Source organism: Corynebacterium sp. P4-C1 (assembly GCF_030503595.1).
In the GTDB taxonomy this organism is placed as follows: Bacteria; Actinomycetota; Actinomycetes; order Mycobacteriales; family Mycobacteriaceae; genus Corynebacterium.
The window spans coordinates 324,494-351,350 of the sequence record NZ_CP129966.1 but is presented as its reverse complement, the minus strand read 5'-3'; the positions used below and the strand labels follow the sequence as shown (position 1 = coordinate 351,350).

The window sequence follows — 26,857 nt, the reverse complement described above, 5'->3', positions numbered from 1 at the left end:
TGGGCAGTCTTGGACGGTCTTGGGCGAAGGCGAAGCCTAGGCAGTGACACGATAGACGTCAAAGACACCCTCGATATTGCGCACCTGGGTCATCAGCGTGCCCAACTGCTTGGTGTCGGAGACCTGGAAGGTGAACCGGACCGTGGCAATGTGGTCGTCGTCGCAGTGGTGGTTGAAGGCGATGACGGGCAGCTTCTGGTCGTTGAGCACGCGGGTGAGCTCCGCGAGCAGGCCCTGCTTGTCAAGGGCCTCGAGCTGCATCGTGGCCAACGAGGCGCCCTGCCGGGAACCGCTGTCCCACTCCACCGCGATCAACCGCGCGGATTCCTGCTGCAACTTCTCAGCGTTGGTGCAGTCCACACGGTGCACGGAGACTCCCCCGCCGCGGGTGACAAAGCCGAAGATCTCGTCGCCCGGAACCGGTTGGCAGCACCGCGCCAATTTGGCCATCACATCGGGTGACCCCTCGACGAGGATGCCGGGGCCGTCGGTACGCGTTGGAGTCCGCGTCAACTCCGACATCGGCGCGCGGGCAGTGAGCGCGTCGACAGCGTCGTCCTCGTCGCCGAACATCTCCACCAGCAAGCTGACCACATGCTTGGCGGAGACCTGCCCACCACCGATCGCGGTGTAGAGCGCGTCAACGCCATCGTAATGCAGCTGGGTGGCCACCTTGTTCATTGAGTCTGCGGTGAACAGTCGGTGCAGCGGAAGTCCCCCGCGTTGCACCTCGGCGGCGAGAGCGTCGCGGCCGGCCTCCAAGTGCTCCTCACGGCGCTCCTTGGCGAACCACTGGCGGATCTTGGTACGTGCACGCGGGGAGACAACGAAGTCCTGCCAGTCCCTTGACGGGCCCGCGTTGGCATCCTTGGAAGTGAACACCTCCACACGGTCGCCTGACTTGAGCGTCGACTCGAGGGCGACGAGTTTGCCGTTGACCTTCGCGCCGATACAGCGGTGGCCGACCTCCGTGTGAACGGCGTAGGCGAAGTCCACCGGCGTAGAGTTCGCCGGGAGGTTGATCACGTCCCCCTTCGGAGTGAAACAGAAGATCTGTGCTGAAGTCAGGTCGTAGCGCAGCGAATCCAGGAATTCGTTCGGGTCCGCCGCCTCCTTCTGCCAGTCAAGGAGCTGACGCATCCACGTCATCTGGTCCAGCTCCGCCTGGTCGCCCTTGTGGGAGCCCTTCGTCTCTTTGTACCGCCAGTGCGCGGCAACGCCGAATTCGGCGTTGTAGTGCATCTCGTGGGTGCGCACCTGGATCTCAAGGGCGCGGCCGGAGTCTGTCATCACAGTCGTGTGCAGCGACTGGTAGACCCCGAAACGCGGGTTGGAGATGTAGTCCTTGAAGCGGCCCGGCATCGCCGAGTACAGCGAGTGGACGACGCCGATGGCTGCGTAGCAGTCGCTCACGTTGTCCACCAGCACGCGGATGCCCACGAGGTCGAAGATCTCGTTGAAGTCGCGGCCGCGCACCACCATCTTCTGGTAGATCGACCAATAGTGCTTTGGGCGCCCCATCACCTCGGCTTTGATGCCGTTCGCTTTCAATTCGGCCTGGATCTCGCCGGTGATTTCCTTCAGTGCACGGTCACGTGAGGGTGCGCGCTCGGCAACAAGGCGGACGATCTCCTCGTACTTCTTCGGGTAGAGGATCGCGAAGGCCAAGTCCTCCAGCTCCCACTTGACCGTCGCCATGCCCAAGCGGTGGGCCAGCGGGGCGATGACATCGAGAGTTTCCCGGGCCTTTTTCTGCTGCTTCTCCGGCGGCAGGAACCGCATCGTGCGCATGTTGTGCAGGCGGTCACCGACTTTGATCACCAGCACGCGGGGATCCTGCGACATGGCCACGATCATTTTGCGGATCGTCTCCGCTTCAGCAGCCGCGCCGAGGGCGACCTTGTCCAGTTTGGTCACGCCGTCGACAAGCCGGGCCACCTCGGGGCCAAAGTCGTTAGTCAGGTCCTCGAGCGAATAGTCCGTGTCCTCGACAGTGTCGTGCAGTAAGGCCGCCATGATCGTCGTGGTATCCATGCCGATCTCGGCGCAGATCGTCGCCACCGCCAACGGATGGGTGATGTAGGGGTCTCCCGATTTGCGTAGCACACCCTCGTGGAGCCGTTCCGCTGTTTCGTAGGCGCGCGAGATATCCTCGACGCTCGCCTTCGGGTGGTACTTGCGGTGGATCGAGTACAGCGGCTCGATCACCGGGTTCGTCTTCGGGCGCCCGCCGGTGAGCGACCGGGCGAGCCTGGCCGACACGCTGCGCACCGACGAACCGGATCGCCGCTGCGGTCTGTCTTGGGACGTCATGCGCCCACCTTATTCCAAAATCCGGGTGGCCGTGTTGACGGCTTTCTACATGCCGCGTCTATGCCGCATCCCCGTCGCCCTGGTTGAGCACCACCAGCGGAATATCCCCCAGCTTGTCACGTCCGCCGAGGCCGGACACCTCAAGCACCACGACGCAACCGGCGACGATCGCACCGGCGCGCTCAATGAGGTCACAGGCGGCAGCGAGGGTACCGCCGGTGGCCAGCACATCGTCGACAAGCACGACGCGCTTGCCTTCCAAGTTCATGCCTTCCGCGGGGATCTCCAACGCCGCCTCACCGTATTCCAGCGAATACTCTTCACTGATCACCGGCGGGGGCAGCTTGCCTTTCTTGCGGATGGCCAGGATGCCTGTGCCCATCTCGTAGGCGACAGCGGAGCCGAGCAGGAATCCGCGGGCGTCGAGGCCGCCGATCATATCGGCGCCCAAGTTGCGGGATGCCTCGGCCATCTCAGAGATGACCACCTTGAGCGCCGCGCCGTCGGCGAGCACGGGGGTCAGGTCCTCGAAGAGCACACCCTTTTCCGGGAAGTCCTGCACGTAGCGCATTCGCGCGGCGAGGGCTTCGCGGGCTGTCCGGTAAGAGGGTTCAGGGGAGGTCATGGTTTACTTGTCGTCCTTCTGTTCCGGTGTGGCTTCCAAACCGGGAACGTGCCAGCGGTCCATGTTCCAGCCGATCCCGACAGGGCCAGTGTAGACCACAACATTCTTGATGCTGTTGTCCACGATGAAGGTGCGCGGCTGCGCCGACAGCGGGATGGACGGAACCTCGTCCCACAGGCGCTTTTCTTCGGCGCGCAGGCTCTGCAACTCCTCGGAGCGGGAGGTCGCCGACTCGTATTCGCTCATCGGGTCAACCGCGCCGAGGAAGGCGTCGATCTTGCCCTTGCGGTCCAGTTGGCCTTCAGCGTTCCACTCCGGTTCCTCGGTGAGTAGGTCGCCGCGCGTCTTGCCGTTGGCGGTGACGTCGACGATGGTGATTCCGGCGGGCTCGCACGACTTCTTCATCGCTTCGACCATGGCTGCCATGCGCTTATTCGGCCCGTTGTACCCGACATGCAGTTCGAGGCCGGAAGCGACGCGGGCTCCTTCGATGTCGACGTCGAGGTGCGGGTTGGCGATGTCGCCGAGACGCGCCGACATCGGGTCGTTCTGCGTGAGCACGTGAACTGGCGACGGCGGCAGCTCGATACCAGCCTCCTGCGAAGATGCCTTCGCGACAGACCGGATGTCCACGCACTTCGCAAGCGCCTGACGGTTGTCGTGGTTCGCCCACTGCCCCGCCGAGGCGAAGATGAGGGTGTCCGTCATCTCGCCGATCACTGTCTGAAGTTCCTGGTGGTTCTCCGGTGCGTTCGGATCCCCGGAAGCGGATGCGGTGCCCGCGGTCTCTCCAGCCGCGCTCGCCTCGGATTCTTCAGCGTCCTTGCCGTCCTTGCCGGTTCGCACATCGTCGGCGTTCGCGCCCTCGTCGGCGTCGGGAGCCGCATTGAACCAGTCCGGGTTGTGGTCGCTCAAGTCTCCGACCATGAGAGCGCCAGCCTTCTGGAGTTCCGTCGAATCCTTGGTGGACGGCCACACGACGATCTTGGGAATGCCGGGGGCATCGCCGTAGTACTTGTCGTTGGCGACGAGGACCACCTCACCGTCCGCACCCACAGACTCGATCTTGTACGGGCCGAAGGAAGCTTGCAGCTCCGGGTCGAAATTACCGAGGGCGAAACCGAACCGCCAGATCTCCGCCGTACGGCCGAGTAAATCCGGGTCGCGCGCTTCGAGCCCCTTCGTCAGATCAGCTGTCTCCATGCCGAGACGCTTTGCGACGGCATGCGCGGGCAAGACAGTGCCCGCCCCGAAAAGCTCACGCCAACGGCCACCTTGCCCCTGCTGGAATACGACCGTGAACTGCTTAGAACCCGGGGTGCAGTCGACCCGCTCCACCTGCTGCATCTGCGGCATGTGGGAGGAGAAGACATCCGGGTTCGAACCAGCAGCGAAAGCGAGGGCATAATCGTCGCAGGTCACCGGCTCTCCGTCGGAGAACACCGCCTTGTCCGACAAGGTGTAGATGACCTGGCGCTGCGGTGCAGGTAGCACCTGGGTGTTCACGAGATCCGTGTTCGGGATGCGCTGGCCCGACGGCCCAGGGATGAAGGCACCCGGGAAGAGGCGTCCGGACAGGCGCTGCATCTTCAGCGAGTCACCGATTTTCGTAGCCGCATTCGTGGTCACAAGCGGGACAGGCAGTTGGTAGCCGAAGTAGTCCAGAGCAGTGGGATCCTTCGGCTCAGTCTCGGAGCTGGAACAGCCCGAAACTATCGTGGCGGCGGCGGTCAGAATCGCGGCCACCCGCACCAGATGCTTGCGTCTCACGGTGAATTCCTCTTCCCTCTCTCGCGGAAATACCAGACTAGTTTTGATTCGGGCGCCAAGTCGCCGCCGACTGGCGGGCGTGCTCGGACGCCGAGGTCGCGGCGTTAGCACCATGAGCACCACTGTCGCGGTGCGGAGAGGTCACAGTGCGCTTTGCCCTTGCACCTGTTTCAGCGGTTTCCGCTTCGGAGGTCGAGGTGGCATCGGTGCCGGAGGTGCCGTCGATAAGCGCGTCCTTTTCCTTGCCCGCGCGGAATTCCGCGACCCGCTTGTTGTGCTCTTTGTACTTGCGCTGCGAATTCGTGAGCGTCACCAGCAGGGAGGACGCGAGGAGCAGCGAGGAAATGATGCCCTCGACGACACCGATCAGCTGGATCAGTGCGAGGTCCTGCAGGGTGCCCACGCCGAGCAGCCACACAGCGACGACCATCAGGGCGATGATCGGCAGCGCGGAGATGACGGACGTGGAGATGGAACGCATCAGAGTCTCATTGACCGCCAAATTCACCTCTTCGGCGTAGGTGGAGCGGCGCGAATCGAGAACGCCCTCCGTGTTTTCTTTGACCTTGTCGAAGACGATCACCGTGTCGTAGAGGGAGAATGTCAGCACGGTCAGCAGGCCGATGATCATGGCCGGGGTGACCTCAAGGCCGAACAGGGAGTAGATGCCCATGATGACCACGCCGTCGAAAAGCAGCGCCAGCATCGCGGCGATCGCCATGTTGCGCTGCAGACGCACTGCGACATAGACGGCTGCAGTGACGAGGAAGATCAGCATCGACAGCAGCATGCGGTTCGTGATGGTCGAACCCCAGGACTCGGAGACCGTCGAATCACCGATGGCATCCGGCGAGGGCTCACCCGATGCGTCGCGCGGCTGGTACTTCTCGTAGATCGCTTCTCGGGCGCTGTTGATCTGCTCCTCCGAAAGGTGCTCGGAGTTGATCTCCAGTGTGCGGGAATCGCCCGCACCGACAATCTGCGTCAGCTCCGGGGTCACGCCCGTCGCGTCCACGAAGGTCTCCTCCACCTGCTCCGCGACCAAGTCACCGGCCGGCATGGACATCTTCGTGCCGCCCTCGAAGTCGATGCCGAGGTTGAAACCGCGCAGCAGCATGGCTGCGGCGGAGATGACTAGCAAGGCGACCGCGAGGATGTACCAGAGCTTGCTGCGCCCGACGAAGTCGATCGCGCCCTTGCCCTCGTACAGGCGCTCAATGCCCTTGGTGGGCGTTGCAGTCGCGGTGTCTGCGGCTGCCGCGTCTCCGGCAGCCTTCCCGTTGCTCGCCGGCGAGGGAGTTGCGGCGTTCAGTGAGGTACTCATGTCTATTTCTCCTCTTCCCTGGTGGCCGTGGGCGTTGCGGTGACTGTGGTCGAATCAGCGGCGAGCGCCGGGGATTGTTCAGCCGGCGCGGTTTCGGCTTCGGCTGCTGCGTGGCGCCTCGTGCCGCGGGGGGTGACCGTCTTGCCGCGTCCGGCTTCGAATGCCTTGCCCATGCCGTTGACCGACGGCTTGGACCAGTACTTGCTGCGGGATGCCAGGATCATCAGCGGTGCCGTGATCAGGAAGGTGACCAGCAGGTCGAAGATCGTCGTGAGACCCATGGTGAAGGCGAAGCCCTTCACCTCGCCGACTGCGAGGAAGTAGATCACCACGGCACCGATGAGGGTGACCATGTTGCCTGTGACGATCGTTTCCTTCGCGCGATCCCAACCGTTGAGCGTCGCGGAGCGGAATGTTCTGCCGCGGCGCACCTCGTCCTTGATGCGTTCGTAGAGCACCACGAACGAGTCTGCGGTGGTGCCGATACCGATGATCAAGCCGGCCACGCCGGACAGATCCAGCGTGTAGCCGATCCAGCGGCCCAACAAGATGAGGGCACCGTAGACCAGCATGCCGGCGACGAGAAGCGTGAACAGGGAGATCAGGCCGTACAAGCGGTAGTAGACGAATACGAAGATCGCCACCAGTGCCAGGCCGACCAGGCCCGCGATGATGCCCGCCTTCAGGGAGGCGATACCCAGTGACGGCGGAACAGTCGTCGCGGTGCCGCCCGGTTCGCCGTTCTCGCCAGCGAAGGAAAGCGGAAGTGCGCCGTACCGCAGGTTATTGGCCAGATTCTCCGCCTCTTCCTGGGTGAAGTCACCAGTGATGGAGGTCGCGGAACCCACCGGTGTCGGCGACTGGATCTTTGGCGCGGAGATGATCTGGGAGTCCAGGGTGATGGCGACCTGCTGCCCCACCATTGCGCCGGTGAGAGCCGCCCACGTGGAGGAACCGTTGTGATCGCCGTCCTGCTTGAACGCGAAGTTGATCTCCATCTGGCCGGACTGAGAATTGAAGCCGCCGGTGATCGGACGGTTCGTGTCGATCTCGGTGCCCGTCAAGCGTGGGCCGTCGGGATCCTCGATGCCCTGAAGCAGAGGAACAGCGTCGAGCAGCATCGGCTGGCCGGTGGCGGAATCGCATGCCACCAGCGGGCGCTTCGGGTCATCGGTGCCCGCAAGCGGGTCGACCGGAGCAGGCCCCTCAGCCTCAGCCGGGGTGCACTGCATCAGCCAAGACGCCGCTTGCAGCTTCGTCATGTCATCGGACTGGCGGTCCTCCCGCAGCATCGCCGTGGCCTCTTGACGCAGCTCCGACGCCTGGAGCGTGTTCTCCGGATCAGGCTTCGCTTCGGCTGTCACCTCGGGGGCCTCGATCGGCTCGATCTTGGTCGCCGTCTGGCCTTCCTGGGCCTGCTGCTCCTGGGCTTGGTTCATCGCGTCAACCTGCTGGTTGAAGGTGTCGGCGAACTGTTTCATCTTCGCCTGCGCCTCATCCTTCGTGATCACGCGGTATTCGACCCAGCGGTTAGCCATGTCCTGCATGATTTTCGGGAAGTTGGCCGAGTCCCCCTGCTGGTCCGGTTGTGCGACAGGGCGGAACATGAGCTGCGAGGTTTGGCCGATATTCCGCACGTCGGCGGTGCTCTCGCCGGAGACGGTGATCACCAGAGTATTGCCGTCGACGACGACGTTGGCGTCGGAGACGCCCATGCCGTTGACACGGTTCTCCAGGATGGTGCGAGCCTGCTCCAACTGTTCCTGCGTGGGTTCTTCGCCCTGCGGCACGAGTGTGACGCGGGTGCCGCCGCGGAGATCGATGCCCAACTTCGGCGACGCCTCACGGTCCCCTGTCAGGAACACGAGGGCATAAGTGCCCACCAAAATAAGCGCGAATAATGCGATGGCCCGCTTGGGCCATGCGCGCTTCGATCCTCCCTCTCGGGCCGATCGCCTACCTGACGTTTTCGAAGTCACGTACGTGCTCTCCTCATTAACCTGCTCTACCCACCTCAGGCGGCTTGCCTCTCTCGGCCGCGCAAACGGCCGGCGACTTAAACCCGTTCAAGGTGTTTCTGTTGTCTTCTCTTCCCTGCCCGGCACAGACGCGTCATCACTGCCCCCATCCCCGGGCCGGGAAAAGGTCCAGTCAGTGATCGTACGTCATGGACGCGGAAATGATTAAGCCCGGCGTGCCTTTTCTCGTGCCACGCCGGGCGGCTGTGCCTGACAGCTAAGCGGTCTAGCGCTCGTCCTCGACCTCAGTGCCGGTCTCGTGGACGGTGCTCCCGGCGGCGGCGTTCCCGGGCTGGTTCGTGCCTTCCTCGTTGTCGAGCACCTTGTAGACACCCTCGCGCTCCATGGTGACGACGACGCCCGGGGCCAGCTCCACCCCGATGGTGGTTTCGCCGGCGGAGACGATGTCGCCGTGGAAACCGGACACAGTCACGATCCGGTCGCCGGGCTTCGCCGCGGCCTGGAGGGCGCGGGCTTTCTCCACGCGCTTCCGGTTCGTGCGCGACAGCAGGAGGGCGGGCAGCGCGAACAGGACGAAGATAAGAAGAATAGGTAGGTATTCCATGGTGAACCATTGTGGCACACCATGCGTGGCCCCTAATACAGGTGCATTTGGCCGGGTGCCTCCGGCGGCGGTGTCATGCCGAGGTGATTCCAGGCGGCAGCGGTGGCGACGCGTCCGCGGCCGGTGCGCGCCATGAGGCCCGCCCGTACGAGGTACGGTTCGCAGACTTCCTCCACGGTGGAGGGCTCCTCGCCCACCGCAATAGCCAGGGTGGACACGCCCACCGGCCCGCCGCCGTGGTTGCGGATCAGAGTGTCCAGCACAGCGCGGTCGAGCCGGTCCAGCCCGAGCTCGTCGACGTCGAAAACCTCGAGCGCCTGCTGCGCCGCCTCCACAGTCACAGTTCCATCGCCGTTGACTTCCGCCCAGTCCCGCACGCGGCGCAGGAGACGGTTCGCAATACGGGGCGTGCCGCGGGACCGCGAGCCGATTTCCACGGCCGCGTCGTGTTCAATCTCGACCCCGAGGATCGAGGCGGCACGGGTGATCACGTCGGTGAGGTCGTCGACGTCGTAGAACTCCATCTGGGCAGTGAAGCCGAAACGGTCGCGCAGAGGCCCTGTGAGCATGCCGGCGCGGGTGGTCGCACCGACGAGGGTGAACGGCGGAATCTCTAGCGGGATTGACGTCGCCCCCGGCCCCTTGCCCACAATCACGTCGATGCGGAAGTCCTCCATGGCCATGTAGAGCATTTCCTCGGCGGGGCGCGCAATGCGGTGGATCTCGTCGATGAAGAGCACATCACCCTCCATCAGGTTCGACAGCATCGCCGCCAAGTCGCCCGCGCGCTCCAGCGCTGGACCCGAGGTCATGCGTAGCGACGTCCCGAGCTCCTGCGCCACGATCATCGCCATCGTGGTCTTGCCCAGCCCAGGCGGGCCGGACAGCAGGATATGGTCGGGCGTGACGTTGCGTTTCTTGGCGCCGGTGAGGACCAACCCGAGCTGCTCGCGCACCTTCGGTTGGCCGATGAACTCGTCGATCGACTTCGGGCGCAGCGACTTTTCAAAGTCCTGCTCCCCTGTCTGCTCCGTGGCGTCCACAGGGGAGTTCGCCTGCCGGGCCAGGTCCGGCGGGAGTTCGAATTCCGTCTTCTCCACATCAGACATCCGCTGCGTCCTCCTTACACTGACTACTTCTTACCCAACCGGTTGAGCGCGCTGCGCAGCAACACCGAAGATTCCGCGTCCGGGGACTCGGCCGCAACGGTGTCAACCGCGGCGCGCGCTCCCTTCTCCGGAAAGCCGAGGCCGATGAGCGCCTCGACGACTTGTTCGGTGGCCAGCGATGCTGCCTTGGTGTGGGTTGGGGCCGCCTGCGCTGCCGCGCCCGGCTGCGAGCCGTAGACACCGGCGAGCTTGTCCTTGAGTTCCAGAACCAACCGGTCGGCCATCTTCTTGCCCACCCCGGGGATGGACTGGATGGTCTTGGAGTCCCCCGACGTGATATGGCTGGCCAGTTCCGCAGGCTCGAACACGGACAGAGAGGCGAGCGCCAACTTCGGGCCCAGTCCAGTCACGGTGGTGAGGCGGTGGAACATGTCGCGCGCGTCGTCGTCGGTGAAGCCGTAGAGCGTCATGTCGTCTTCCTTGACCACCAGTGTGGTGAGCACGCGTGCACGCTCCCCGCGGGTCAACCGGCCCAGCGTCGGAGGTGTAGCGAGGAAGCGGTAGCCAACCCCGCCGCATTCGATCACACCGTGATCCAAGCCGATCGAGATGACCTCACCGTTGAGCGAATCGATCACTGTCCCAGACTCCTTTTCCCAGTCAACGCCGCCGCGGCTTGGGTGCGGGCAAGAAGCGGCGCACGCCAGCAGTGGCACACGGCGATCGCCAACGCGTCGGCCGCATCCGCCGGTTTCGGCGGCGCGCTCAAACCGAGGATGCGCGTAATCATTGCCGTCATCTGTTTCTTGTCCGCCCGGCCGTTGCCCGAGATGGCTTTCTTCACCTCGGACGGGGTGTACATGTACACGGGAATTCCGCGCTGCGCGGCCGCTAGCACCATCACCCCCACTGCATGGGCGGTGTGCATGACGGTGGAGACGTTGCTGCGTTCGAAAATACGCTCCATCGCGACAACGTCCGGCTTGTAGTCGTCCAGCCATTCGTTGACAGCGTTGGACAGGCGCAGCAGACGCTCAGCCAGTTCCGCGTCGGACGGGGTACGCACCACGCCGACGGCGACGGGAATCACCTGCCGCCCCTTGCCTGTTTGTAGCACGGAGAGACCGCACCGGGTCAGCCCCGGGTCGATCCCCATCACGCGCAAGCCCTCCGTCGTAGTCACACATTTGTTCTACCACACGTCCGGGACACATCCCGCCACCCATGCCGGCGGGCATACAAAAGCGGACCCGGCCGCAGCCAGATCCGCTTGAGCAGAGCCCGCCGTGCGGGCAACGAGTGGGAGCTACTCGTTCGCGAGTGCTTCAGCCACCTCGTCGGACATCGTCGAGTTGGTGTAAACGTTTTGGACGTCGTCGGCGTCCTCGAGTGCGTCGATAAGCTTATCCAGCTTCTTCGCGCCGTCCAGATCCAGATCGACCTCGACCGAGGCACGGAAATCCTGCTCGGTGTCCTCGATCTCGATGCCGGCCTCGCGCAGCGCATCGCGCACGGCGTACATGTCGGTCGCCTCGGAGACAACCTCGAAGTGCTCGCCGAGATCGTTGACCTCTTCAGCACCTGCCTCAAGCACGGCCATGAGCAGATCATCCTCGGTCAGGTCGCCCTTGACCACGGTGTTCACGCCCTTGCGGCTGAACATGTAGGCCACGGAACCGGACTCGCCCAAATTGCCGCCGTTCTTCGTCATCGCGGTGCGGACATCGGTGGCCGCGCGGTTGCGGTTGTCGGTCAAGCACTGGATGAGCATGGCCACGCCGTTTGGGCCGTAACCCTCGTATGTAACTTCTTCCCAGTTGGAGCCGCCGGCTTCTTCACCGGAGCCGCGCTTGCGGGCGCGCTCGATGTTGTCCTTTGGGACAGAGGCCTTCATGGCCTTCTTCATCATGTCGTCGAGGGTGGGGTTACCCGCCGGGTCACCGCCGCCGGTGCGTGCCGCGACCTCGATGTCCTTGATCATCTTCGCCCACAACTTGGAGCGCTTCGCATCGTTGGCGGCTTTCTTGTGCTTGGTCGTCGCCCATTTAGAGTGGCCTGACATTCGCCATCTCCCCTTTCCTCCGGCTGAAGTGTCGGCTGTTCAGTATACGCGGACTGCTACGCGTCCTATTTAGGGGCTGTTAGCTAAATGCCACTCCGTTTTCGCGGAGTGTGCGGGTCAGACCTTCCTGCACGGTCATAGCGACGAGGTTGCCGGCGCTATCGAAGATGCGGCCCTGGGTCAGCGCTCGGGCACCGTGAGCCGACGGCGAGACCTGGTCGTAGAGCATCCATTCGTCAGCGCGGAAGGGCCGCAGGAACCACATCGCGTGATCCAGCGACGCCATCTGCACCTTGGCGTCGCGGTGCGGCACGAGCGCCGAGTGGAGCAGAGTCAGGTCTGACATGTACGCCAGGGTGCAGATGTGGAAGGTCTGGTCGTCCGGCAGCTCCCGCTTGGATTTGAACCACACCACCTGCTGGCTCGGCGTATACGGGTTGTGCTCGAAGTCCTCGTCCGGAACGATGCGCACGTCCCAGTCGTTCGCCCACATGGAGAAAAATTTCAGCGGCCCACCCGTTTCTTCGAGTGGGACGAGGCCCTCCGGGTCCGGTACCTTGCGCATCTTGTCGGAGTGCTCGATGCCCTTGTCGGAAGTGATGTGGAAGCTCGCCTCGAGCGAGAAGATCGTCTCCCCTCCCTGCACGCCGTCGACAATGCGGGTGGAAAAGCTGCGGCCGTCGCGGACACGGTTGACCACGAAAACAATGTCCTTGTCGGCTTGCCCCGGCCGGATGAAATATCCGTGGAGCGAGTGGACCAATTTGTCCTCGCCCACCGTCTTCGTCGCTGCGGACAATGCCTGAGCCGCTACCTGGCCGCCGTATGTGCGCTGCAGGCCGGTGAACACACCGGTGCCGCGGAAGATGTTGGCATCCAGCTGCTCCAGGTTCAGAATTTCATCGATGCTGGGAATGTCGAATTGCATGGGTCACAGCTTAAACGTTCCGCGCCGCCTTTTCCGGAGCTTTCGGGCCCCTACAGCCTCCCGTCAATGCGGCCCGCAGTGCTTGCCGCCCCGAATCTCAATGCTTCGGAATTCCGGCATCGGGGCTGTGCCCGCGAGCCGCATCGCACGCACGCCGGGTTTGAGCCGCACCGCCCGGGTCGCTGAGACAGCGGCGTTGTAGAGGCGCAGCGAAAGGGCCACTTTGTCCTCCGCCTCGTCGAGCGCCGCCAACGCCGCCTCATCGTCGCGAGTGGCGGCTGCGATTGCGGCGACCGCGTCGCGGTGTTCCAGCGCCGCGTCGAGCGACGCGCCCGCCCGGTCGAGCCGGATGTGCAACCGGTCCAGGCGGCGCGCCGTCCCGACCGCCCACACCGCAATGGCCGCAACGACGGCGATGACGACTACCCATGCCACTGCACTCATGCCCATGACCGTGTTCAAGACCGCCCCACCGCCGCGTTGTAAACCGCCTCGACCTGTCCAGCGACCGTATTCCAGTCATAGCGATTAGCCCGCCGTTCACCGGAAGCCGCGAGGTCCTCCCGCGCGCTGGGGTCCCGGATGAGGCGCTGCAACGCGACCGCGAGGGAATTCGCGTCGCCGGCCGGGAAGAGAACTCCCGCAGGCGTATCCGTATCAGCACCGCAGACATCGGCAAAAGCCTCGATATCGCTGGCCACGACGGCACATCCAGCAGCCATCGCTTCGACCAGCACGATGCCGAAGGACTCCTGCCCGGTGTTGGGGGCGACATAGATGTCGGCCGAGGCCAGCAGCTGCGCTTTCTCCGCTTCGCTGACCCGGCCGACGAATTCCACGTGTTCGGGCGCACCGGCGGGTCGTCCCCCGCCACCGCCGATGACTGTCACTCGGGAACGTTCATCCATGATTTCCAGCGCCTTGAGCAGGACCGGTAAGCCCTTGCGGGGCTCGTCGTACCGGCCGAGGAAGACGATGTGCACGCATCCGTCACGCCCACCCGCCGTGCGCGCCGCTTTCCGAGCTGAGCGGAACCGCCGGGTGGAAACTCCGTTGGGAATGAGCAGCGGGTCGCCGCCGAGCTGCTCCACTTGCCAGCGGCGGGACATTTCGCTCACGGCGATTCCCGCCTGAATCTTCTCCAACGCGGGCCGCAGCAGCGGACGGGCAGCGCGCAAGGCTCGGGAGGATGTGGCTGAAGCGTGGTACGTGGCCACGACGGGTTCGTCGGAAAGCAGCAATGCCGCAAGAGAATAGCTGGGCGCGTTGGGCTCGTGAATGTGGACGACATCGAAATGTCCCCCGCGCAGGAAGCGCCGGGTGGTCAGGAATGTCTTCGGTCCGAACGAGACACGCGCGACCGAGCCGTTGTAGCGCAGCGGCACGGTCCGGCCGCCGAGCGTGACGTAACCGGGCAACCGATCGCCCGCGCTAGCGACACCGCCCGGGGTGCCCGGCCCGAGAACACGCACCTCATGCCCGCGGTTGGTCAGAACCTCGGCAAGGTCGAGTATGTGCGTTTGCACCCCACCGGGGTGGTCGAACGAGTACGGGCACACCATACCGACACGCACGTTGAATCACCGCTTCCGTTTCGCGCGGTCGGCGGGCCATACCGGCTGCAGGGCATGCCAGTCAACGGGATGGGCGGCGATATTAGCTGCGAAGATGTCGGCGACGCGTTGAGTCGTCTCCGCCACGTCTGTGACCTCAATGGCCGGCGAAACAGAGTGCCCCCAGTCCGGCCCAGCCGCGGTGCCGGCGAACCAGGAATGCGCCACGTGCAGGCCCGCCCCCGTCTCAACCGCCAGTTTCGCCGGGCCTGCAGGCAGCGTCGTCTCCTCACCGAAGAAGCTCACCGGCACACCGCGTGGAGTCATGTCACGCTCCCCCATCAGGCAAACGATTCCGCCTCCGCTGAGCACCTCCCGCAACCGCTCGAACGGCGGCACAGTTGAGCCGGCCGCGGCGATGACCTCGAATCCCAGTGATTCGCGGTAGTCCACGAAAGCGTCGAACAGCGCTTCAGGCCGCAGCCTTTCGGCGACGGTGGCGAATCCGCCGTAACGGGACACGAGCCACATCCCGGCCATGTCCCAGTTACCGGAATGCGGGAGAGTCAAGATGAGGCCCTTTCCTTGCCCCAGCGTCTTCTCCAGGTGCACGCGGCCCTGCACCCCAGCGTCGAGGCGGGCAAGCAGCTCTTCATCTCCCGCGATCGCTGGGAGACAGAACGCTTCATTCCAGTATCGAGCGTACGAGCGCATCGAATCGCGCACGAGCTCCCGGGTGACGTTCTCCGCACCCACGACGCGGATCAAGTTACGCCGCAGCATCTCCATCCCGCGTCCGCCGTCGGAGGCGTAGTCCGCTCCCGCGTTGAAGATGCGGGCAGACAGCCGCAACGGCAGATGGCGCACGACTTTCCAGCCCGCGATGTATCCAGCGGCAGCGAGACGCTCACCAGCCGAGGTAGCCGATCCCGTAGCCAAAACCGTTGCCGCCGCCACTAGCGCGCAGCCTTCGGTTCCGGCGCACCCGCCGGCGCCGCAATACGGTTCCCCGCATTCGGGTCCCGGGAAGCCTTGACCAGACGCTGCACCACAGTGAAGACGGAACCGGCGGCCAAAACCCACAGCGCCACCTCAATCGCCCCGTGCACACCGAGACCCTCGATAAACAGTCCGCCGAGCGCGAGAATGAGCCGTTCAGGACGTTCGATGAGCCCGCCGTTGACCTTCAACCCGCCGGCTTCCGCGCGGGCTTTGATGTAGCTGATCGTCGGTGAGAGCGCGAGCACCACCAGCGCACAAGCGACCGTTGCCTTGTCGGCGTGGTCGACGAATACGAGCCAGTAGGCGATTGAGCCGAACAAGGCGCCGTCGGAAAGCCTGTCGCACGACGCGTCCAACGTCGCACCGAATGCGGTACCGCCGCCGCGGATGCGCGCCATCGTCCCGTCGATCATGTCGAAGGCCGCGAAAAGGGCCGTGAGAACACCGGCCCACACCAGGTGTCCGCGCGGAATGAGGGCGACGGCCACAGCGACCGTGGCCAGGGTGCCCATGACGGTCACGGCGTTCGCGGAGAGTCCTGCACGCAAAAATAGCTTTGCGACGGGCTCCGCCACCGCCGCCGCTGGCTTCCTTCCGTGGAGACTGAGCATCAGGCGTTGTCCTCCTCGACGATTTCCTTCCAGCCTTCGGCCAGAAGCGCACGTGTCTCCCGCAACAACTGGGGAAGCACCTTCGTGCCGTCGATGACCGTCATGAAATTCGAGTCCCCCGCCCAACGCGGGACGACGTGCATGTGCAGGTGGTCGCCGACCGATCCGCCGGAGGCTTTGCCGAGGTTGAAGCCCACGTTGACCGCCTCTGGGCGGGAGACGCGCTTGAGGGTGCGCACCGCGAGTTTCGCGAACTCCATGAGCTCCGCAGTTTCCTCGCCGGTGAGGTTCTCCAATTCCGCGACTTTGCGGTACGGCACAACCATCAGGTGGCCGGCGTTGTACGGGTAGAGGTTGAGCAGCGCGTAGACGGTCTCACCCCGCGCGATGATGAGCGCGTCCTCATCGGACTGCTCCGGCGCGGCGAGGAACGGATCCGCCTTGCGCTCCTTCCCGCCTGGGATGGACGAGATGTACGCGGAGCGGAACGGTGCCCACAACCGCACGAGGCGGTCCTGTTCGCCCACACCGGAATCGACATAGGTCTCCCCGTTCACGTCGGACCCGGCGGCGGGCTTATCCGCGGCGTGCCTCAAAGGACACCTCATTCGGCTGCTCGTTGAGCTGGTCGCTCACCCATGCAGCGATGAGCTCCACAGCTTCGTCGACCGGCACGCCGTTGACCTGGCTGCCGTCCAGGAAGCGGAAGCTCACCGCGTTCGCCTCGACGTCGCGCGCACCGGCGAGGAGCATGAACGGCACCTTCCCCTGGGTGTGGGTGCGGATCTTCTTCTGCATACGGTCGTCGGAGTGGTCGACCTCCGCGCGGACCCCGCGGGCACGCAGCTGCTCAGTCAGGTTGTCCAGGTGCGGGGCAAAATCGTCTGCCACCGGAATCCCCACCACCTGGTGCGGTGCCAGCCACGCGGGGAAGGCGCCGGCGTAGTGCTCGAGCAGCACGCCGAAGAAGCGCTCGATGGAACCGAAGAGTGCGCGGTGGATCATCACCGGCCGCTTCTTCGTGCCGTCGGACGCGGTGTATTCGAGGTCGAAGCGCTCCGGGAGGTTGAAGTCCAGCTGCACGGTGGACATCTGCCAGGTGCGGCCGATGGCGTCGCGCGCCTGGACCGAGATCTTCGGGCCGTAGAAGGCGGCACCGGCCGGGTCCGGGACCAGTTCCAGCCCGGACTTCTCTGCCACGGACTGGAGGATGCTCGTGGAGCGCTCCCAGATCTCGTCGTCACCGATGTACTTCTCCGGATCCTTGGTGGACAGCTCCAAGTAGAAATCGTCCAGGCCGTAGTCCTTGAGCAGGGAGATGATGAACTCGAGAACATCGGTGAGTTCCTGCTCGAGCTGGTCCTCGGTGCAGTAGATGTGCGCGTCGTCCTGGGTGAAGCCGCGGGCGCGGGTCAGGCCGTGGACCACGCCGGACTTCTCGTAGCGGTAGACGGTGCCGAACTCGAACAGGCGCAGGGGCAGCTCACGGTAAGAGCGCCCGCGGGAGTCGAAGATCAGGTTGTGCATCGGGCAGTTCATCGGCTTGACGTAGTAGTCCTGTGCCTGCTTGGTCACTTCGCCGGCATCGTTGGTCTCGCCGTCGAGCTGCATCGGCGGGAACATGCCGTCGGCGTACCAGTCGAGGTGGCCCGACTGCTTGAACAGGTCGCCCTTGGTCACGTGCGGGGTGTTCACGAAGGAGTAACCAGCCTGAATGTGACGCTTGCGGGAGTGGTTCTCCATCTCCATACGCACAATGCCACCGTCCGGGTGGAAAACCGGCAAGCCGGAACCCACCGCGTCCGGGAAGGAGAACAAATCCATCTCGGAGCCGAGGCGGCGGTGGTCGCGCTTCTCGGCTTCCTCGATCATGTGCTGGTATTCCTCCAGCTTCTCCTTCGACTCCCACGCGGTGCCGTAGATGCGCTGCAGGCCGGCGTTGGCCTGGTCCCCGCGCCAGTAGGCGGCGGAAGAACGGGTCAGGGCGAAAGCCGGAATGTACTTGGTGGTGGGTACGTGCGGGCCGCGGCACAGGTCGTGCCAGACCACCTCGTTGGTGCGCGGGTTGACGTTGTCGTAGTGGGTGAGGTCACCGGCGCCGACTTCGGTGGCTTCGTCGGAGTTCGGGTCGACGGACCCCTTGTCCTGAATCAGTTCGAGCTTGTACGGCTCGCCTTTGAGATCCTCCGCTGCCTCCTCGGGAGAAGCGTAGACACCGCGGACGAATTTCTGGCCCTGCTTGATGATCTTCTTCATGCGCTTTTCCAGCGTCTTCAGATCCTCAGGGGTGAACGGTTCGGCGACGTCGAAGTCGTAGTAGAAACCGTCGTTGATCGCGGGGCCGATGCCAAGCTTCGCATCGGGGAATTCCTCCTGGACCGCCTGCGCGAGAACGTGCGCGCACGAGTGGCGGATGACGCTGCGGCCCAGCTCCGTGTTGGCGGCGACGGGCATGAACGACGCGGTTTCTTCCGGGACGTGGGAGAGGTCCTTCGGGTTTCCTTCGGCGTCCTGGACACAGACAATGGCGTCTTCGCCCTTGTTCGGCAGCTCCAGCTCCCGCATTGCCGCACCGACGGCTGTGCCGGCGGGCACCTCGAAGGGCTCGTGGTTCACTGCAGTTGGGGCAATCCCGCTGGACATATGTTCTTCAGCGCTCCTTTGCGCTCGTGCGGGACGGCATACCTGGCCGCGCCCGCGGTTCGTTCATTTTTAAAACCCGCGCATGCCGCCGGTGGGCAGCCGGCGCGTGGGCACTGGGGGCGATCTTACCCCTGCCCTCCGCGACAGCTCTGCGGGAGCTGCTTACTTGGTCTCCGCCTCACCATCGAGCTCGTCCATGTCGCGGACCCGCTGGGTCGCGTCGTCGTTGCGCTGGCGGCGGCTCAGTGCGGCGATGACCACTCCGCCGAGTAGCAGCGCACCGAGCAGCAGCCAAAGCCAGGTGTAGCCCGAGCCGGATTCCTCTTGCGCTTCCTCGCTCTCCGACGTCGCATCTGCCTCCCCTGCCCCCTGCTCGCCCTGCGCGGACTCGCTGCCCGGCGCGGTGGACTCCCCGGCTGCTTCGGCGGGCTGGAAGGTGAAGCTGGTGGTGCCCTTGGTGGCGTGCCCGTCGGAGGAGGTGATCTGGTAGCCGATGCGGTACTCGCCCGGCTGTGCGTCCACGTCGTCCGGGACGTCAATGAATACCTCGCGGTCATCGACTTCGGGCTCGCCGCTGAACAAGACTTCGTTATCGGAAACACGAGACAGCGCCACGGTGTTGAAGTCTTCCTTCGGCTGCGCGGAGAATTCCAGCACGAGCTCCGTCGGGAATTCCGACACAGTCTCGTCGATGCCCGGACGCGCGGAGATCACTGAATCGTGTGCAAAAGCCGCTGGTGCTGTGCCGACCGCGAGCATCGCTGCGGCGGTGCCCGCGATCAGAGTCCGGGTAGTGGCGGAATTCATGGTGCGTGCCATATGGGTCTTCTCCTCTTTCCAGGTCGTGTTCGGCTGTTCCACCCGAGTGTTCAATAGTTCCTCCGAAGTATCCAGCAGTTCTGCATCAATATTCGATGGAACGAAATGGTCTGTGGTCTGCCGTAGTAGTACCCACGCTAGCCCCGAAAGTTCCCGCCATTGTCATGTGAGGTTGTCTAGCCGTGACAAACCACTGGTTAAGGCGGTAGGTTGACCGGGTGATTTCCCGAGACCGTCGCATGCGCAAGAAACCGGCCAACCCGAACCGTTGGCCATTTTTCATTGTCGTGTCGCTCGGCCTGTTGATGGTCGCGCTGGATAACTCGATTCTCTACACCGCGCTTCCCGCCCTGGATGAGCAGCTCGGCGCGACGGCATCCCAGTCGTTGTGGATCATCAACGCCTACCCGCTGGTGATCACGGGCCTTCTCCTAGGGTCCGGCTCGCTCGGCGACCGCGTCGGTCACCGCCGCATGTTCATGGTCGGGCTCGTGATTTTCGGTATCGCGTCTCTTGCCGCGGCATTCTCCCCCACTGTGTTGTCGCTCGTGATCGCGCGCGGTGTTCTCGGTGCTGGTGCGGCGACGATGCTTCCCGCCACGCTTGCCCTGATCAACCAGATTTTTCCGCACGAGCGCGAACGCAACCTCGCGATGAGCATCTGGGTTTCCGCTGCGGTCCTGGGTGCCGCGCTCGGCCCTGTGGTGGGCGGTGCACTGTTGCACTTCTTCTGGTGGGGCTCGGTCTTCCTGATCAATGTTCCGGTCGTTGTGTTGGCCCTCGTGTGCACGCTGCTGATCGGCCCGCGCAACAGGCCGAACCCGGACAAGCACTGGGACCTTATTTCCTCAGTATTCGCATTGTTCACCTTGTCGGGGATGACGCTGACGATCGAGGAAGCCGCTCGCCTCGACACCCACATGCCGGTTCTTATCGGTGCCGCTGTGGTCATGGTCTTCGGCGCCGTCATGTTCGCTCGCCGCCAGAAGAAGCTCGACGACCCGCTTTTGACTTTCGACATCTTCAAAAACCCGGTCTTCACCGGCGGCGCGGTCTCGGCTGCCGGCGCCATGTTCGTGTTAGTGGGCTTAGAGATGACCTCGACGCCGCGCCTACAGCTTGTCGACGGCTTCTCGCCCTTCCACGCCGGCCTTGCCATCGGCGTGATCGGCTTCGCGGCGTTGCCGTTCACGATCGCCGGCGGCGCGCTGCTGCACCGCATCGGTTTTCAGACCATCGTGTCCGGCGGCTTCGCCGCATGCATCGCCGGCGCGCTTATTTGCTGGTGGGGTTCCGCAATCGATAACTTCCCCGTGTTCCTCGCCGGCGGCATTCTCCTCGGTGCCGGAGCGAACTTCGCAATGTCGGTCTCCTCCACCGCCATCATTGGCGCCGCTCCCCCGGAACGCGCCGGCATGGCCGGCGGCGTGGAGGAGGTGTCCTACGAATTCGGCACCCTCATCACCGTCGCCGTCTCCGGCTCAATGCTGACCTCGCTGATGCTGTCATTCCTTCCGCCGGAGCTAGCCGACAAGGGCATGAGCGCAATTTACGATCCCGCCACCCACGATGCCGCCGCCCCGGCCTACGCCCATGCCCACGAGCTGACCCTCGCCTTCCTCGCCGTAACCGCCGTTGGCTTCTGCGCGGTCACCGCGTGGTGCTTCCGCGGGAACCCGAAATCCCCGAGCGCATAGCTTCCGAAGTACGGGCCGGGCTACAGAGCCCGTTATAGGTAGATTCTCGTTCGCAGTCCCCTGTTCATACCGTTTCGTTTATTTCGTTTACGTGCTAGCGTGACCCTATGACGAACGTGCAGGACAACAGCACTACACAGACCAGAGCAACCGCTCGTCACGCGCTTCGGAAATTGAATAGCGCGCTCGCACAACGCACGGACTCTACAAAAGGCATCGATGTCGCGGTAGAGGGTTCAGGCGAGGTGATCCGCCTGTCTCAAGATGTCGCTGGCCTGCTCCGCGACATCTTGGCTAACACCGCTGCAGGACGATCGGTGAGCGTAATCCCCACGAGCGCAGAACTAACCACCCAGCAGGCCGCAGATCTCCTGAACGTCTCCAGGCCACATGTGATCAAGCTGATGGACGATGGCGTCTTAGAGGGACACAAGGTGGGAACTCACCGCAGGTTGTATGCCTCTGATGTGCAGGCATACAAGCATCAACGAGACATCAAACAACGCGCTGCCGCTGATGAGCTGACGGCCCTGACCGATCACTTAGGGCTGTATGAATGAGCAATTTCACGGTGGTCTACGACGCTAATGTCCTCTACCCCAGCATCCTCCGTGATGTCCTCATCCGACTAGCAAGTGGCGGGAATTTCCACGCGCGCTGGACCGACATGATCCTGGATGAAGTTTTCTCCAACCTGAGTAAGAACCGACCCGATCTAGATACGACAAAACTCAGCAGGACAAGACGCCTGATGTGCGAAGCGATTGACGACTGTCTAGTGACTGGGTACGAAGAGTTAATTCCAGCGCTCTACCTTCCTGACCCGGACGACAACCACGTCCTAGCCGCAGCCATTCGCTGCGGAGCTCAGGTCATTGTCACCGAGAACAAGCGCGATTTCCCCCAGCCTGAATTAGCCAAGTATGACATCGAGGTTCGCACAGCCGATGAGTTCCTCTGCGACCAAATCGACCTCTACGGTTCAAGCGTGCACCAAGCGATTACCTATGCGACGGCAGCTTTCACCAACCCGCCGAGAACCGTTGATGATGTGCTTGATGCTCTAGCTAAAGCGGGAGCACCTGAGGCGGCAGAACTCCTGCGCCGCTAGCAAAGATCAAAAATACGAAATCTCGCCGTTCAGCGGAACACTAGTCGTTGAGATTCGAAGGGAGTCAGGAGCCTGTTGGCAACCTAGATTGTGGCCCCAGCTAGGATCACCGTACTTTTACACCGTCGGCGCTTCGTCGCCGACTTCCTCATCTGCATCCTCCCCCACCATTGCGGTGAACAGGTCAGCCATGAGCTGTGAGGCCTTGATCGAGGCGGCTTCCTGCTCTTCCGGGGTGACGTCTTGGTAACCGGCCAAGAAACGCAGTTGGTACACATGGTCGTCGATATGACTCAAAAGTAGCAAGGTCACCCGGCACCTTTGGGGTGTGGTCGCGCTGGCTAATTGGTTAGCAGCTAAACAAGTAGACCTTTTACATCTACCCGGCCGATCATGCCGGTCGGCTAGTACTTAAATGTTCCGAAGGCTGCGAGCTGGCAGATTTCATCGGCCACACGGGGCGGGACGTGCCTGGGAACGTTGTCGTCCCGGAGGGCAGCGGTGAAGGCGTCGCCGGGGTTGTCCGCGGCCCATGCTTCGGCTGCGCGCTGAATGTCTGCGGCGGTGACGTGGTGGTCTACCTCGTCAAAGTCCGTGAAGACTACGGCATTTGGACCATGTACATCTTTGCCAACGACGACCGGCCTCGACCACATGGCGCCGACGATGAGGCCGCTTCGAAGAATTGTGCTTGCCATTTCTAGGCTGACGGACATTCGTTCCTCCCCAATGCTTCTTCTCACACGGTTCTCGGTTTCCAGCCATAACTCTATTTCTTCTCTGCTCAGAGTCCTTTTCTGACTCGCTATGTCCACCTGGGAATAGATCTTCGGGGTTAAGTAGCAGAATGTGTGTCTGATTCTTGCGATTTCCGCAGATCAGACTATACAAATCAGGCTTGAATAAGGATTTCGTCCTTATTCGGGCCCGCTTCTCGTTCAATCCGCCGGAACGGCGCTTCAGTGTGGTAGCTGGATGCTGGTTAGCTTTGCCGGTGACACCAAACAGACCACGATGCCCAGTATGTACTGGGCAAATGAAGAAAACGGCACCACCACAAAAGGAACGACCAGATGGCGGTGCAAGAACCCTGACTGTGGATTTTCCACCACCTACCGTCGGCCTGATCTGACTAAAACCCGCGACTTCAAAGCGTTTCACCGATACGTGACCTCCACGAGGTCACTAACCGAGATCGCCTGCGATGCCGGAGTCAGCAGATGGGGTCAAGTCTCGGCGGGCATAGCGGTGAACAAAGTGCGAGGTCTGGTCGGCGGTGCTGCGCGTAGCCGCCTTGTCACGAAGCCAAAACAGCCATGAGTCAACCATATTTTTAAAAGAAGCGACTTTCGTAGCATCTCATTGGTAAACCGTACCGCTCAAACAGAGTGATTGATAGCGTTCTGTTCGTCCGACACAGTTTGTTCTACTTATGCACGATCAAGGAGACTGCATGACCATCCGACCGAAAATCCGTTCAGGCGTTGTCCTTGCTTCACTGTCGACCATCGTTCTCGCCGGTGTTCCACTGGCCAGTGCCACACCCGCCAGTTCCGATAATGTTCCTTCGCTCACTTCCACCGTGGCCGATAACTCCGAGGTTGATGCGGCGACGCGCGAAAAAGCAGACCGGTTTATCTCCACTCAAGAAGATCAGTTCGTTATCGACGGCGCAGCCAAGTCGGCATTGACACCGAATGAACTGCAGAAAGTCGAAGCGTCCGTGAAGGAAGCCAACACGGCCATCGCGTCCGCTTCCTCAACCAATGACCCATCGGTTGAAAAGAAAGTCAATGATAAATCCATCGCTTTTTCCCAGTCAACGGGTCCACGCATCGAAAACACCGATGGTGACACGGTTGACCCATTCTTCCAACCAGGCCGCAACGGAATCGAGTACTACTGGTGGGGGGTGAAGATATTTATTTCCCAGGGCACTCTCAAAGGGATTGGCGCAGGAGTATCAATCGCAGGAGTCTGGATTCCAGAAGCATTGGTATCGAAGATCGTCTCCACCCTCGGCATTGCAGTTGCCGTTGCTCCCGGCGGTATCTGGGCTGATTTTACTTATGCTCAATTTGCCCTCTTGCCTGTCAACCCAGTAGGCATCACGCCTGTGCGGGCTGGCTTCCAGTAAGGTAGCGAAAAAGAGAAAGGATCGCTCATGGTCAAGAAGATTCTGATCTCAGTAGTGGTAATCATGATTCCGATAGCCTCTTGGTTTCATTGGCCGAGTTGGGTGATGTACGCCTTTGCCATCATCGCCCTGGTGTTGATATTCCTTCCAACCAACACCAACCAATAGGGCACCCTCTAGGGGTGGCCTCCGTGCGGGTCACCCCTAGAGGTCGTATAGACAAGGTTTGTGCAATGTATCGAGAATCATTAGCCGTCTGTGTAATTGCCACTGTAAGTGCCTTCATCAGCGGATATACTTCATTGGATTTACCACAAACAAACTCGACAGCATCCACGATTACCCCTCAAGAGACTCCTTATATTGACCATCCCCCAGGCGACTCCGCGCAGTCAGGCCCCAGGTATTCCAGCGGGGACGATATTCAAGTGTGGTGGCCCAATGGCTCCATAGACTGCTCTGTCTCCTATATCTCTATGACAACTGGTTTAACAGCAGGCCACTGTGGAGAAGAGGGGGCAGAAGTCTTCTCCCACGGAAATAAAATAGGAACCATTTCGACAAACTATCTGCTCAACGGCTTGGGTCTCGACATAGCAGAAATCGCACTCCACCCCAGCGTAGGGGACCAGATAAGGCCGCTGCAAGTGGAAGAACACCCTCAAGAGTCCGTTGTGTTTGCCAACGATCACGAAGGTCAGAAAAAGTCCGGAGAACTGATCTCCGAACAATACTCGTGTCAACGGTTTTTGTTGAATGGCCAACCAGTGTTTGCTTACGTCCAGTCCTCAAGCTTACGACTTTCGCCAGGCGAGTCCGGCGCCCCCATCTACTCTTCATCCGGAAGGTTGGTGGCACTGGGGCAAGGTGGAAATGGTGCTAGCGTGTCCACTGTAACCCCGATTTCGTTGTTGGACAGTGCCAAGTCGGGCGATGTTGACACAGTGCACAAAAGGGCAGGTGGACCCTGTCGGAGATAGACCACGCCTCCCGGCTAAAACCGCGACAATTCCAGTTTTGGAGTAAGCATCCGCACGTTTCATCGCGCTCGATTAAGTATTCGGCCTGGGTGCAGTCGTGACCAACGTAGTGGGACTCGGGCGTGTGTGGGAATGGTCCTCAATGGCGTTCTATCTTTCGTCTGGAGTCTTGCCCTCGGCACTGGCTTCGATACCACTGGTGAGATAGGGAAACGCTGTGGGATGCCCCCGTGGAACGATCGGCGACTTCCCAAACCCTTGAAGTAGATCACCTCCCAGGAGGGGAAGACCTCTATTGTCGGCAGTTGGGCATTCAGAAACTGGGTGTTGGGGTGAACCGTGCCCTTCATGCTTGACTGTTCTTTTATGTTTTCCGTCGATAGAGCCATTGGTATTCAATGTGTTTGTTAATTTTTTTCGTTCTTATCGCCTATCAATAGCACTGGTGCTGTGTCTGCTCGCCCTTGTTTTGTGGGGCTTGCGTGTGCTTGTGATCGCTCCTGTCGATGTTGGTACAGGGGTTTTATTCTTCTTTTTAGTGGCTACACTGCCTCTGGCGGTGTATCTTCCTACTGCTGCAGTTTTGGGATATCTCGTATTGTTCGCGGTCGTTACCTTGTCTGGTCATTCGCCCGATCTGTTGACATTGACGGCGGTTCTGCTGGTTACGGTTGTTACTGCGCAACACAGGTACAAGACTGCTGTGGTCTTTGCTGCTATTACGACGCTGCTCGGGTTTTACTCCCCGGATCAAAAGTCGTTGAGTATGGATCCACAGTCTGTAACCATCTTTACTCTCATGATGGTCAGCGCCTTTGCCGCCGGGTGGTTTATCGTTAGGTTGCGCACCAAGGAGATGCGACAGAGGTACCAGATGCGCCAACGTCAGGTAGAGGTAGCGGGATTTCTTCATGACATGGTGGCTGCTGATTTAACCGCGCTGATAGCAAGACTTGAAGCACTGGCGATCTACATCCCGGAGAACGAGCAAGCTCTACAGCGGTGTGCCGCCACAGCGCGTAAGTCAATGAGTGACATCCGCACGCTGGTAGATGAGCTCAATGCCCAGGCAATTGATCATCCGCAGGTGACCGTACCGGCACTAACAATGACAGTGACGCAAACTGCCCGTGCACTTCAGGAGGCCGGGTTTCACGTTGAGAGCTCCACGACTATTCGTGTGGATCCTGGCGCGGAGTCTATCAATAGGGCGCTCAGTCAGTGCCTATCTGAAGCTAGTGCCAACATCATCAAATATGCCGTCCCTTATTCCACCGTTAGTATCACCGCGACTGCAAATACCGAAAAAGTCATGGTGACTCTCGTCAACACCTATAGGCTTGGCCGTGGGCGAGCTGGCTCCAGCAATTTCGGTCTAGCCTCCATGCAGCGAACGATTGCTATCGTAGGTGGAAGCATGACACTGGATAGCACTAATGCCCGCTGGACGATTACTTTCCAGGTTCCCGTTTGAAAGGTCCCGTAATTGATATGAAAATGTTGGCCTCTCTAATCTTCACCGTTGGCCTTACGGCAAGTCCCCTCCCAACAGTCGAGGCACCTCCCACTGAGGGTGAACCAGTGATCCAA

At 61.9% G+C, this 26,857-nt stretch carries 26 protein-coding genes and 1 pseudogene; 7 read left to right on the top strand and 20 right to left on the bottom strand.

Annotation, left to right across the window (positions count from 1 at the left end; translation table 11 throughout):
• Nucleotides 1-36: 36 nt before the first annotated feature.
• The 18 genes from QYR03_RS01675 to QYR03_RS01590 all read right to left on the bottom strand — a co-directional run bounded on the left by QYR03_RS01675 (nt 37) and on the right by QYR03_RS01590 (nt 19,342).
• Nucleotides 37-2,313: a bifunctional (p)ppGpp synthetase/guanosine-3',5'-bis(diphosphate) 3'-pyrophosphohydrolase gene (locus QYR03_RS01675; protein ID WP_301712360.1), complete on the bottom strand. Its 2,277-nt coding sequence runs from the start codon at nt 2,311-2,313 to the stop codon at nt 37-39.
• 58 nt (nt 2,314-2,371) lie between these two features.
• A complete protein-coding gene (locus QYR03_RS01670; protein WP_259850619.1) occupies nt 2,372-2,938 on the bottom strand; it encodes an adenine phosphoribosyltransferase in 567 nt (188 codons plus the stop codon).
• Between the two features lie 3 nt (nt 2,939-2,941).
• The gene (locus tag QYR03_RS01665) at nt 2,942-4,708 is read right to left on the bottom strand and encodes an ABC transporter substrate-binding protein (RefSeq protein WP_301712359.1); all 1,767 of its coding nucleotides are present in this window, start codon (nt 4,706-4,708) and stop codon (nt 2,942-2,944) included.
• A 37-nt stretch (nt 4,709-4,745) separates the two neighbouring features.
• On the bottom strand, nt 4,746-6,032 hold the full coding sequence (gene secF / locus QYR03_RS01660) for a protein translocase subunit SecF (protein WP_301712358.1): 1,287 nt from the start codon (nt 6,030-6,032) through the stop codon (nt 4,746-4,748).
• 2 nt (nt 6,033-6,034) lie between these two features.
• A complete protein-coding gene (secD, locus tag QYR03_RS01655) occupies nt 6,035-8,011 on the bottom strand; it encodes a protein translocase subunit SecD (protein WP_301712357.1) in 1,977 nt (658 codons plus the stop codon).
• A 265-nt stretch (nt 8,012-8,276) separates the two neighbouring features.
• The gene (gene yajC / locus QYR03_RS01650) at nt 8,277-8,615 is read right to left on the bottom strand and encodes a preprotein translocase subunit YajC (RefSeq protein ID WP_301712356.1); all 339 of its coding nucleotides are present in this window, start codon (nt 8,613-8,615) and stop codon (nt 8,277-8,279) included.
• A gap of 32 nt (nt 8,616-8,647) precedes the next feature.
• Nucleotides 8,648-9,724: a Holliday junction branch migration DNA helicase RuvB gene (ruvB, locus tag QYR03_RS01645; protein ID WP_301712355.1), complete on the bottom strand. Its 1,077-nt coding sequence runs from the start codon at nt 9,722-9,724 to the stop codon at nt 8,648-8,650.
• A 23-nt stretch (nt 9,725-9,747) separates the two neighbouring features.
• Nucleotides 9,748-10,362 carry a Holliday junction branch migration protein RuvA gene (gene ruvA, locus QYR03_RS01640; protein ID WP_301712354.1) on the bottom strand — a complete coding sequence of 205 codons (615 nt, stop codon included), beginning with the start codon at nt 10,360-10,362 and terminating at the stop codon, nt 9,748-9,750.
• Nucleotides 10,359-10,880 (bottom strand): crossover junction endodeoxyribonuclease RuvC, encoded by a 522-nt coding sequence (ruvC, locus tag QYR03_RS01635; RefSeq protein ID WP_259850853.1) that lies wholly within the window; start codon nt 10,878-10,880, stop codon nt 10,359-10,361. The genes ruvA and ruvC overlap by 4 nt, the downstream gene beginning before the upstream one ends.
• A gap of 150 nt (nt 10,881-11,030) precedes the next feature.
• Nucleotides 11,031-11,786 (bottom strand): YebC/PmpR family DNA-binding transcriptional regulator, encoded by a 756-nt coding sequence (locus tag QYR03_RS01630; RefSeq protein WP_301712353.1) that lies wholly within the window; start codon nt 11,784-11,786, stop codon nt 11,031-11,033.
• Nucleotides 11,787-11,865: 79 nt separating this feature from the next.
• The gene (locus QYR03_RS01625; protein ID WP_301712352.1) at nt 11,866-12,714 is read right to left on the bottom strand and encodes an acyl-CoA thioesterase II; all 849 of its coding nucleotides are present in this window, start codon (nt 12,712-12,714) and stop codon (nt 11,866-11,868) included.
• A gap of 63 nt (nt 12,715-12,777) precedes the next feature.
• Nucleotides 12,778-13,158: a hypothetical protein gene (locus tag QYR03_RS01620; protein ID WP_301712351.1), complete on the bottom strand. Its 381-nt coding sequence runs from the start codon at nt 13,156-13,158 to the stop codon at nt 12,778-12,780.
• 14 nt (nt 13,159-13,172) lie between these two features.
• Complete coding sequence (locus QYR03_RS01615) at nt 13,173-14,288, bottom strand: glycosyltransferase family 4 protein (protein ID WP_301712350.1); 1,116 nt, start codon at nt 14,286-14,288, stop codon at nt 13,173-13,175.
• A 6-nt stretch (nt 14,289-14,294) separates the two neighbouring features.
• The gene (locus QYR03_RS01610; protein ID WP_301712349.1) at nt 14,295-15,224 is read right to left on the bottom strand and encodes a phosphatidylinositol mannoside acyltransferase; all 930 of its coding nucleotides are present in this window, start codon (nt 15,222-15,224) and stop codon (nt 14,295-14,297) included.
• Nucleotides 15,224-15,880, bottom strand: a complete 657-nt coding sequence (gene pgsA / locus QYR03_RS01605) for a phosphatidylinositol phosphate synthase (RefSeq protein WP_259850582.1) — start codon at nt 15,878-15,880, stop codon at nt 15,224-15,226. Before pgsA ends, QYR03_RS01610 begins: the two co-directional genes overlap by 1 nt.
• Nucleotides 15,880-16,488: an HIT domain-containing protein gene (locus QYR03_RS01600; RefSeq protein WP_301712348.1), complete on the bottom strand. Its 609-nt coding sequence runs from the start codon at nt 16,486-16,488 to the stop codon at nt 15,880-15,882. The genes pgsA and QYR03_RS01600 overlap by 1 nt, the downstream gene beginning before the upstream one ends.
• Nucleotides 16,457-18,523, bottom strand: a complete 2,067-nt coding sequence (thrS, locus tag QYR03_RS01595; protein ID WP_301712347.1) for a threonine--tRNA ligase — start codon at nt 18,521-18,523, stop codon at nt 16,457-16,459. The genes QYR03_RS01600 and thrS overlap by 32 nt, the downstream gene beginning before the upstream one ends.
• A gap of 162 nt (nt 18,524-18,685) precedes the next feature.
• Nucleotides 18,686-19,342: a copper resistance protein CopC gene (locus QYR03_RS01590; RefSeq protein ID WP_301712346.1), complete on the bottom strand. Its 657-nt coding sequence runs from the start codon at nt 19,340-19,342 to the stop codon at nt 18,686-18,688.
• 218 nt (nt 19,343-19,560) lie between these two features.
• Between QYR03_RS01590 and QYR03_RS01585 the strand changes: the two genes are divergently transcribed.
• The 3 genes from QYR03_RS01585 (at nt 19,561) to QYR03_RS01575 (ending at nt 22,150) form a co-directional block, all read left to right on the top strand.
• Nucleotides 19,561-21,039 carry an MFS transporter gene (locus QYR03_RS01585; protein WP_311197609.1) on the top strand — a complete coding sequence of 493 codons (1,479 nt, stop codon included), beginning with the start codon at nt 19,561-19,563 and terminating at the stop codon, nt 21,037-21,039.
• 107 nt (nt 21,040-21,146) lie between these two features.
• Nucleotides 21,147-21,599 carry a helix-turn-helix domain-containing protein gene (locus QYR03_RS01580; protein ID WP_259850574.1) on the top strand — a complete coding sequence of 151 codons (453 nt, stop codon included), beginning with the start codon at nt 21,147-21,149 and terminating at the stop codon, nt 21,597-21,599.
• Nucleotides 21,596-22,150, top strand: a complete 555-nt coding sequence (locus tag QYR03_RS01575; protein ID WP_259850572.1) for a putative toxin-antitoxin system toxin component, PIN family — start codon at nt 21,596-21,598, stop codon at nt 22,148-22,150. The genes QYR03_RS01580 and QYR03_RS01575 overlap by 4 nt, the downstream gene beginning before the upstream one ends.
• A 117-nt stretch (nt 22,151-22,267) precedes the next feature.
• Here QYR03_RS01575 and QYR03_RS01570 read toward each other — a convergent pair whose 3' ends face one another.
• Nucleotides 22,268-22,462 (bottom strand): hypothetical protein, encoded by a 195-nt coding sequence (locus QYR03_RS01570; RefSeq protein WP_301712345.1) that lies wholly within the window; start codon nt 22,460-22,462, stop codon nt 22,268-22,270.
• Between the two features lie 92 nt (nt 22,463-22,554).
• Nucleotides 22,555-22,848: a hypothetical protein gene (locus QYR03_RS01565; protein WP_259850569.1), complete on the bottom strand. Its 294-nt coding sequence runs from the start codon at nt 22,846-22,848 to the stop codon at nt 22,555-22,557.
• A 296-nt stretch (nt 22,849-23,144) separates the two neighbouring features.
• Between QYR03_RS01565 and QYR03_RS01560 the strand changes: the two are divergent.
• The 4 genes and pseudogenes from QYR03_RS01560 to QYR03_RS01545 form a co-directional block, all read left to right on the top strand.
• A pseudogene (locus tag QYR03_RS01560) lies at nt 23,145-23,374 on the top strand (IS256 family transposase); the annotation flags it as partial.
• A gap of 229 nt (nt 23,375-23,603) precedes the next feature.
• Nucleotides 23,604-24,287, top strand: a complete 684-nt coding sequence (locus QYR03_RS01555) for a hypothetical protein (protein ID WP_259850567.1) — start codon at nt 23,604-23,606, stop codon at nt 24,285-24,287.
• A gap of 27 nt (nt 24,288-24,314) precedes the next feature.
• A complete protein-coding gene (locus QYR03_RS01550) occupies nt 24,315-24,455 on the top strand; it encodes a hypothetical protein (RefSeq protein ID WP_259850565.1) in 141 nt (46 codons plus the stop codon).
• Between the two features lie 1,164 nt (nt 24,456-25,619).
• A complete protein-coding gene (locus tag QYR03_RS01545) occupies nt 25,620-26,741 on the top strand; it encodes a sensor histidine kinase (protein ID WP_259850563.1) in 1,122 nt (373 codons plus the stop codon).
• Nucleotides 26,742-26,857: the final 116 nt, after the last annotated feature.